Source organism: Streptomyces atratus, assembly GCF_040655115.1.
In the GTDB taxonomy this organism is placed as follows: domain Bacteria; phylum Actinomycetota; class Actinomycetes; order Streptomycetales; family Streptomycetaceae; genus Streptomyces; species Streptomyces atratus_D.
In genome coordinates, this window is the sequence record NZ_JBFAJH010000029.1 from 82670 (window position 1) to 91162 (window position 8493).

The 8493-nt window shown below is 64.1% G+C and carries 6 protein-coding genes; 1 reads left to right on the forward strand and 5 read right to left on the reverse strand.

Features of this window, described 5'->3' with window-relative positions; translation table 11 throughout:
• Positions 1–121 precede the first annotated feature (121 nt).
• The 4 genes from dndE to dndB are packed head-to-tail and all read right to left on the reverse strand — an operon-like array spanning position 122 to position 5249.
• Entirely contained in the window at positions 122–502 is a 381-nt protein-coding gene (dndE, locus tag AB0I23_RS26535) for a DNA sulfur modification protein DndE (protein ID WP_359112900.1), read from the reverse strand.
• Entirely contained in the window at positions 492–2522 is a 2031-nt protein-coding gene (dndD, locus tag AB0I23_RS26540; RefSeq protein ID WP_359112902.1) for a DNA sulfur modification protein DndD, read from the reverse strand. Before dndD ends, dndE begins: the two co-directional genes overlap by 11 nt.
• Entirely contained in the window at positions 2509–4113 is a 1605-nt protein-coding gene (gene dndC, locus AB0I23_RS26545; protein WP_359112903.1) for a DNA phosphorothioation system sulfurtransferase DndC, read from the reverse strand. The genes dndD and dndC overlap by 14 nt, the downstream gene beginning before the upstream one ends.
• Complete coding sequence (gene dndB / locus AB0I23_RS26550) at positions 4110–5249, reverse strand: DNA sulfur modification protein DndB (protein ID WP_359112905.1); 1140 nt, start codon at positions 5247–5249, stop codon at positions 4110–4112. Before dndB ends, dndC begins: the two co-directional genes overlap by 4 nt.
• Before the next feature lie 245 nt (positions 5250–5494).
• Between dndB and dndA the strand changes: the two genes are divergently transcribed.
• Positions 5495–6649, forward strand: a complete 1155-nt coding sequence (gene dndA, locus AB0I23_RS26555; RefSeq protein WP_359112906.1) for a cysteine desulfurase DndA — start codon at positions 5495–5497, stop codon at positions 6647–6649.
• A 13-nt stretch (positions 6650–6662) separates the two neighbouring features.
• Here the strand turns inward: dndA and AB0I23_RS26560 are convergent, their stop codons facing one another.
• Positions 6663–8099 carry a DNA phosphorothioation-associated putative methyltransferase gene (locus AB0I23_RS26560; RefSeq protein WP_359112908.1) on the reverse strand — a complete coding sequence of 479 codons (1437 nt, stop codon included), beginning with the start codon at positions 8097–8099 and terminating at the stop codon, positions 6663–6665.
• Positions 8100–8493 lie beyond the last annotated feature (394 nt).

An 8493-nucleotide genomic window follows, 5' to 3' on the forward strand; every position in this document is an offset into this window, starting at 1 on the left:
GCGCAGCTTATGTGTCGATGAGTTAAGTGGATCTGTGTTTGCTGATGACTGGTCGCATCGTGTGGGGGTGTAGGAAAGGGCCGACCCACGCAGGCGAGTCGGCCCTGGGCGATTCTTGACGTCAGACGGTTGTTACGGCCCCGATCAACCCCTCGATCGCCGTCATCTCCTTGTGCGCACCCAAGTATCCGACCCCCCGGGCCAGATGGATCGTTAGCGTATTGGAGACGTTCTCGTCCGTCGGCTCCAGTCCATCGGCCACGCAGCGCTGCTTGAGCAGGGCGAGGTAGAGGTCGCCGTGGGGTCCGGCGAAGGTCTTCCAGGACATCTCGACGTTGGAGTCGGTGACGACCTCACGAACCAGGGGGGTAGAGGCGTCCGCCAGGGAGAGCGCCAGGGCCCAGCGGCACAGGACGTTCCACTGGGTGATGCCGGTGGTGTGCTTCAGACGGCTCAGGCGGTCCTTGCTTGCGGTGGCGAGGCGGATGGTCTCAAGCGACATTGCTGGCTCCTGCGTTCCACCAGTAACCCTCGACGACGCTTGTTGTGAAGGTGGTGTCGTCGTGGACCAGGGTGTAGGTGTGGGCGACGGACTTCTTGAGGCGGCCAAGCAGGTACTCATCGATCTCCTCATCGGTGGAGAGGAGGAGGACTTGGTCGCTGGCGTATGGGAAGTATCGGTCCACCAAGTGCTCACGGTGGCGGCTGTCGAGCCGGCCGAGCGGCGTGTCGATCACGCTGGGCAGGTGGTTGCCGGCGACCTTCATCAAGCCCCAGAGGAGGGAGACGGCGAGTAGCTGGCGCTCGCCCGCGCTGAGACGGCCGGGGTCGATCGGCTCACCGTCGGCGTCAGTCAGGGTGAGCGTGAATTTGTCGGTATCGATGCGGAGGTCGTTCACCAGGCCCTGCTTGCGCATGAGGGTCTGGAAGCTCGTGAGCATTGCTACCTCGAGGCGGCTGATGTGCCGTTTGAGGAGGGCATCGCCGAACTGTGCCAGCGTCTTCCGGGCCTTCTCCGAGTACTTGATGATCCGCTCGACCTCTTCGGCCTTCACCTTGGTACGAACGAACTCTTCGTGGGCACGCCGCAGGGAGGCGGAGACGTATCCGAGGCGGCGCTTCAACTCGTCGACGTTGTTGAGGCTATTCTCGTGCTCCCGCTCCAGCCGTGCGACTTCCTGGAGCTGGTCTGCACGCTTCTTCTGGATGGCCTCGACCTTGCTCTTTGCCGGTACCCCCGCCAGCTGACGCTCCAGCTGCACACGCTCTTCGGCGGCTTCCGCCGCCTGCTGAAGGAGCTCGGCAGCTCGTGCTTTGTCGCGACTGAGTGCCTCGTCGAGTGCCGACAGCTGGGGGAGTGTGTCCTGGGAGAGGCCCAGATCCACCTTGAGACCGGCGGACTTGGCGCGCTTGGCGCGGTCAGCCTCCAGCTTCTCCATTACGGCGGCCTTCGCCTCGTCAGGGAGCATGTCCAGTAGCCACTGGTCACGCTCTTCGAGCACCCTCAGTACCTGGTGGGACTCGGCTGCCGTCCGCTCGCGACCAGCCTGCTTGCGTAGCTCCTTGAGGTGGCTTTCCATCATGAGGAGCGGAAGCGGGCCTGCAGCCAACTGGACAAGGAAGCTGCGGATGTCGGCGAGGCGAGCGGAAACCTGCGCGTACTCGCGCTCGATCTCGACGCGACGCTCGAAGAGGTTGCCGCCCTCCTGCTTGTAGGCAGTCTCCAGCGTTTCGAGAGTGCGCCGAGCTTTGACGAGCTCGCTGTTGCGTTGCGCGGCCCGCTGTTCTGCGTTCTCCAGAGCGGCGTCGGCCGCCTGCCGTTCCTGCTCCTCCGCGTGGATCTTGTCTATCAGGTGCTGCTCTTCGTCCGACAGCTTCTGCCGGCGCTGGAGCGCGAGCAGGTCCGTACGGAGCTGCTGGACGGTGCTGACACCCAGCAGCGAGTGGATGGCCGATTCGATGACCGATGCCGCGCGCTCGGGGTCGGCGAGCGATCCGATTTTCTCTCCGTCGAAAAACGATAGCGAGGCGACTTCGAGGGGAAGCAGGCTCTCGATGTGGTCGGCCCACTCCTGGCTGAGAACCCGGCTGTACTTCAGCTCAGGTTCGACGCGTCGCCCCGGCTTCGCCCTGGAGCCGTACTCCTCGTCGACGAACGCATTCAGGAATTCCTTGAGCGTCGTCTTGCCGCTGGTGTGCCAGCTGCGGACCACCTTGTAGTAGTGCTCCGTGCCGTTCACCGTGACCGTGAACTCGAGGGTGATCTGCGCACCGCGGGTCGGGTCGGCCTGCCGGTTGATGCTCTCGCGGAGGTACGTCTCGTACGACTTGCTGCCTCGACCGCTGCAACGCGCTCGCGGCCCGTACAGTGCCAACTGGATGGCGTCGAGGAGGGTCGTCTTACCGCAGCCGTTGAGGCCGCCGACGAGGACGATCGGCTTGTTCTTCTTGGTGGTCAGATCCAGCGACTGGGTGCCGCGGTAAGCCCCGAACTCTTCGAGAGTGATCTTACGCAGTAGCATCGATATTGGTTTCTTCGTCCAGGGTCAGGTGGGTCTGCGATTGCGATTCCTCACGCCACTTGTTCTTGCGTTGCGCGAAGTCGATGGCGTCGGTGCTGTCCTCGTAGTAACCCTTCTTTACGGCGGTCTCCAGGGCTTGGAAGAGGCCAGCGCGTCGGGACATTGTCCGGTACTTCCGCTCGACGGAGAGCAGCTCACGGACCATGTCGTAGTGCAGGCCGTCGTCCCCGCAGAGCTCCTTCAGGAGTTCCATCTCGTCCGCGCCCATGACGAGTTGCTCGTCCAGAGGGCCGCCCGGGAAGTCCTCGCCCGTGGACTCCTTGTAGATACGGGGCAGGGAGTCCTCGACCTCGTGCTTGTCGAAGACCCAGAGGCGACGGATCTCGTGCAGCTCGTCGAGGGTGATCAGCTCGATGTTCTTGACGTGCTCCGGCGCGTTGGCGCGAATCCAGGTCTGGGCATCCAGCAGGTCCTTGAGCCAGTTCTGGCGGAACTTCTGCAGGTACGGGCCGTGGATCGGGACCTCTTCGCCGTCGGTCCGGCGCGTGTAGACCATGACCTTGCCGTTCATGCGACGGAAGTCTCGGGCCGGCTGGTCAGGGCGGGGGTACGGGAGCTTCCGGCCGGCGGGGAGTCCTTCCTCGCCCTCTTCGAAGTAGCCGAATGGGGCGTCGAGCTTGTCGCGGAGGTCCAGGAGCGGCCTCATCCACTCCTTCTCCTCGTCGTTCTGGATCATCGCCGACATCGACTTGTCCTGCTCGACGAGCGTGCACGTCCAGCACCCGAAGCGGCTGGAGCCGCAGGAGGGAGTGGTTGAGTCGACCACGAGCGGGCACTCGCCATCGCCGGAGGCGCCCTGGTACATGGTGAGGAGATCCTGATTGTTGTAGCCCCAAGGGTTGGGCTTCTGCATCAGGTACTCCCAGACGTCGTCGTTGGTCCAGTCTTCGACCGGGCTGTAGACGAGGGAGTTGGGAAGGTTTGCGTTGGGGGAGAGACGATCACGGACGCGTCGCTTCTCGTGCTTCTCCATGGCACGGGCGCGCGCCTGGCTTTCGGTCTTACGGATACCGAGCACCATGATCGCCTCGCCATGTGCTGCCACAACGTTCCGGATGAAGGAGTTGGAGGGCTTGATCTTGAGGCGCTCGGTGCACCAGCGGAACTTGGGGCGGGGCGCCGGGTAGCCCCGACCGATCAGGTTGACCCAGAAAGTGTCCTTGATCTCCGGCGTCAGGCGATGAGGCTCGATGGGTAGGCCTTGCTCGACGGCGGCTTTCTCCATCGTCTCCAGGGATGTTGTCACCCACGCCGCGACGACGGGGTTCTCGACGAGGGTATCGGTGCTGATGACGTGGACCGTCTTGGTGCGCTGCTCCGCCGGCAGGGCAGCGACGGCGTTCCATACGAGTTGAAGGACCGCGGTGGAGTCCTTCCCGCCGCTATATCCGATGACCCAGGGCACCTGGTCGGCGGTGTAAAGCTCACGCACCTCTTCTGAGAGCTTGGCGATGACCTCTCCGAGGGGTTGGCCGTCGAACGGCTTCCGCCGGACAGGCGTGATGCCGAGTTGCAGAGGGATGGTGCTCATGCTTCGCCTCGCAGGTATGCGTTCTCTACCCGCTGTTCTTCGGCGCTGAGGCCGAGGCGCAGGTGATTGCGCAGGTAGTTGACTGTAAGAGCTACATTTTGGTGGCTTTTGGAAACGCGGCCGCCAACGATGGCACGGCCCTCCCAGTCTGCATTCGCCCGAGTCCAGTCGACCATTTTCAGAGGGGAGAGTTTCCGTTTCCATTTACTGGGCGCGGTGGAGTCTCGAAATAGGGAATTTCCAATACGGCCGAGAGCATGCAACGCGATTCCGTGACTGTGGATGAAGTCGCGCCGCATCTCGGGTGCCGAGAGCTCTCGCTTACGAACCATCTCCCACTCGGGAAGCGTCGTGTCGATGTGCTCCCAGTACTCCTGCGCCAGCTCGGCTGCGGTGTCTGTCTCGATCTCCAGGCCTTGGAGGAGGGACTGGGTGCCGTAGTAGAGAGCACTCAAGGTAAACATCATTCGGGAACGGGCGGAGAGGGTGCTCTTCTCCATCTCGACGTAGCCCTTGAAGACCTTGCACTGGCCGGCCAGTGTACGTGCGACCTGGGCTTCGCTGTCCCGGTGGTCGTAGAGGACGCCGATGGACCGGGCCGGACGCACCGCGTGCCGGTTGAGGTCCGCGAACATCTGCTGCGAGCGGGCGAGCCCCGCGTCGTGGAAGAAGACGACGGCGATTGTCTCGTTGCCGATGTCCGGGTTTTCCTTGAGGGCGTGCTCGATGGCTGCGCGTCGGTGCTGGCCGTCGTTGATCAGGAAGCGAGAGTCCATGGGGATGCGCAGCTGACCGGTACGGAAGGCGTTGCCGTCGGAGCCGAGATGGTCGAACTCCACGTCGCCGTCCACGGATGCGGTCAGAGCACTGAAGACGTAATCCCCTGGATTATCCAGAATGTACTTCGTGAGTGCCGGGAGGCGCCCCTTGTTGAGGACCCGCTGGGCGCGCAGTTCGGGCGAGAGCTCGTCTTCGTCGAAGATGAAAATCTTTGGGATGAGGCGCAGGGGGCACATCGAGACGTAGTACTCGCGCCCTGCCTGAATGCCGCGGATCGCAGGGAACGTGTACTCGAACCCCGTTGAGGTGCGCGGAGCTACGACTCTGGTGGCTGGTTTCGCTGCGTTGATCTCCACCCGGCAACCCTAGCGTACGTCATCCAGTTAACGTACGTAGCTTGCTGAAGTTACGTTATCTTCACGTACGTAAGGCGCACCGGCATGTCTGGGGGGCGCCCGGCTCGAGCCAAGGGCGTTCCTGCCCGGGAAGACATACGTTGATGTCTGCGTTGACAACTCTCAGGCGCCGCGCTGTGCGTCAGCCGCGCATGCGTGTACGTTAACGGTTTGACGTACCCGGCGGGATGATTGCTCTGGGAAGGGTGAGTGTGGTGGTGGCGTATCTGGATGTGGCGGCGACGACCCGTGTGGAGCCGCGGGTGGCTGATGTGGTGCTCCACTGGATGACCGAAGACTTCGGCAACGCCGGCAGCCGCACCCATGAGTACGGATCCCGGGCAAAGAAGGCAGTCCAGGAGGCCAGGGCGTTCCTCGCCGGGACAGTCGGTGTGAGGACCGAAGAGGTCATCTTCACTAGTGGAGCGACGGAGTCCAACAACATCGCGCTGCTCGGCATGGCCCCGTACGGCGAGAAGCGCGGCCGGAAACACATCATCACCTCCGCCATCGAGCACAAGGCGGTCATCGAGCCCCTGCTGCATCTGCAGGAAAAGCGGGGGTTCGAGGTCGATTTCCTGGAGCCCGGCCCCTCGGGGCGGATCTCCACGGAGGCCGTGCTGGAGAAGCTGAGGACGGACACTCTGCTCGTCTCGCTAATGCACGTGAACAATGAGACGGGTGTCATCCAGCCGGTGGCCGAGCTGGCGGAGAAGCTCCAGAAGACCGCGACTTATCTGCACGTCGATGCCGCGCAGGGGTACGCAAAGGTTCCCGAGGACCTGAAGGCACCCATCGATTTGACCAGCATTAGCGGCCACAAGATCGGTGCACCCAAGGGAAGCGGCGCTCTGGTGACCCGGCGTCGAGGCTGGGACAAGGTGCCGCTGGAGCCGATCATGTTCGGCGGCGGGCAGGAACGAAAGCTGCGCCCCGGGACCCTCCCCGTGCCACTGATCATGGGGCTGTACGAAGCAGCCAAGGTCTTCCAGGAGAACCGGTCGAGTTGGGAGCGCGACGCGAAGGCGATGCGGGAGCGTCTGCTCGCAGCGCTCGGGAAGACCCGCTTCCAGATCAACGGTGATGTCGACCACGCGGTCCCGCACATCCTCAATGTGACCTTCGACGGGCTCAACGCTGAGGCCCTGATCGTACGGATCAAGGACCAGGTGGCCGTGGCGACCGGTTCCGCATGCACCAGCGCCTCGTACACGCCGAGCCATGTGCTGACCGCAATGGGCCTCCCGGAGGAGGTGGCCACCAATGGCCTCCGCTTCTCGTGGTTCCCCGGGCAGGTCTCGGACTTCGACCCGGACGGCTTGGCGGAGACTATCGCGTACATGCAACCGGATGCCCCCTGACGGTTTGAGCTGCTCAGTCTTCGGGGCGTCGGACTAGCCGGTGTCCCCGAAGCATGCGACCGCACCTGATCAGTTCGGCCTCCCAGCCATTCTCGGTGCCGATCAGGTGCGGATTCTCGTAGAGGCCAGCGCGTAGCTCGGACTCGGTCAGACGAAGGTAACGCGGCACGTCCGAGTCGTCGGGCGCCAGGAATTCGTGCTTGCGGTGGAGCAGAGGACGGTTGGCGGAGTCCGCGTAGGACATGTGCGAGGTCTCGAGGGTCTTGAGATCTACCAGGTACGAGGACGTGATCCGCGGGTGTGGGTCCTTGTCGAATTCCGGGTAGCCGAGCCAGCTGATGGCTCGCCCCTGGTGTTTCAGCTTGGCGATGGTCCATTCCTGAGGGCGGCCGGCGGCGACGGAGGCGCAGTGCTCGTACAGGCGCAGGACTGTCGGCATCCGGTCGATCGCCCGGCGGTGCACGTACAGCGCGGTCGCGGTGATCTTGCCGACGCTGGATGCGTTCATGGCGCCCCGGATATAGGTGTCGTCCCGGAGCTTGAGGAGCAGACGGTCGGAGCGCCTGCAGGCTTCTTTGTACGAGGTGAAGAAAGAGCGGACGTCGAGCTGGACGCCGAGGGGGAGTCTGCTGAACGGGCCTCGGCCGTTGAAGAGCTCGACTGCGAGGAACAGCAGCGTGTTCAGCGTCGTGCGCTTGGCGCCCTCGGTGACCTTCTCGGCGTCGGCGGAGTCGCGTATGAGGCGCTTAAGTTCGCCGGGTTTCAGGTGGGCGAGCTGTTCGGCCATCGACCGGGGCATCTCGTCGACACGGGGCGGGCGGCCACGCCGTTGGACGTAGTCGACCAGGGAGGCGATAGCGGAAGCGGTATCGGCTGAAGCGAGCCACTCGGCGTCGGGGACGATGCGGTGTGCGAGGTAGCCCAGTCGGGCTGAGTCGTCCTTGAAGGCGTACACGATGCCGGGGGCCGCTGATATGCAACGTGTTCCTGTGACTTCCTCGACGTAGATCCGGAGCTCGTCCGGGCTGAAGAGGTGCTGAAACGTCTGCCGACTGGTGAGGAGGCCGTCGCCGTACTCCAGGCCGCGGACTTTGGACCGCTCCCAGGTGAGGCGAGCCGAGACGATGAGTACGGAGGTGGCGAGCCTCCATGCCTCCTTGAGCGTCTGCCGACGCTCGACAGGGTCCTCGATGATGTTCAGGACGTAGGTGAGGAGGACGACGTCGGAGGGGGCCACCGGCGCGTTCGAGCTGTAGTAGGGGTCCCAACCGGTGATCTTGCAATCGAGGCGCTGGAGGGATGCGACGTCGCCGCCTCGGCCGCAGCCGTAGTCGAGGATCGTGCGGTCCGCGTGCAGCTGGCGGTCGGCCAGAGCCTGGCGCGCCGGCACGGAGAGGCTAGAGCGACCGATCGCGGTACGGCGGCGGTCACTGTTCCATGACTGGTGCATGTCGGCCTCGTCAGTCGAGGAAAGGGGCGGGTCGCAGCATAGGCAGGGCGGAGGCACGGGCGAAAAGGTTTCCGGAAGCTGAGGTTGCCAGCGCGTCCCTCATTGCAGCTGGTGAACTTGCCTGGCTGGCTGGCTGGCTGGCTGGCTGGCAGGCAAGGCAGAGGGCATCGGCACTGTCATTGCGATGACATTCGCGCTCATTCGGGACCCCGCCGCCCGAGCAGTTGGGCGTGACTGGGTCGGCAGCGGCGACGCTGCGCACCCTCAGCCCGGCGGCTGGCGCGCACGGCATCCCGTTCCGGTTGAGTCGGCCTGAAGCGCGGTTCCGGTGTTGCCACCGGCCCGTTTCTCCAGGCCGCTCTCCGAACCCGGCGTACCCGTCTCCGAGTACCGG

What these genes read in the sequence shown, in the direction of transcription:
- AB0I23_RS26560 (WP_359112908.1), bottom strand. Translation starts at nt 8,099, where the DNA reads ATGCACCAGTCATGGAACAGTGACCGCCGCCGTACCGCGATCGGTCGC.
- dndC (WP_359112903.1), bottom strand. Translation starts at nt 4,113, where the DNA reads ATGAGCACCATCCCTCTGCAACTCGGCATCACGCCTGTCCGGCGGAAG.
- dndE (WP_359112900.1), bottom strand. Translation starts at nt 502, where the DNA reads ATGTCGCTTGAGACCATCCGCCTCGCCACCGCAAGCAAGGACCGCCTG.
- dndD (WP_359112902.1), bottom strand. Translation starts at nt 2,522, where the DNA reads ATGCTACTGCGTAAGATCACTCTCGAAGAGTTCGGGGCTTACCGCGGC.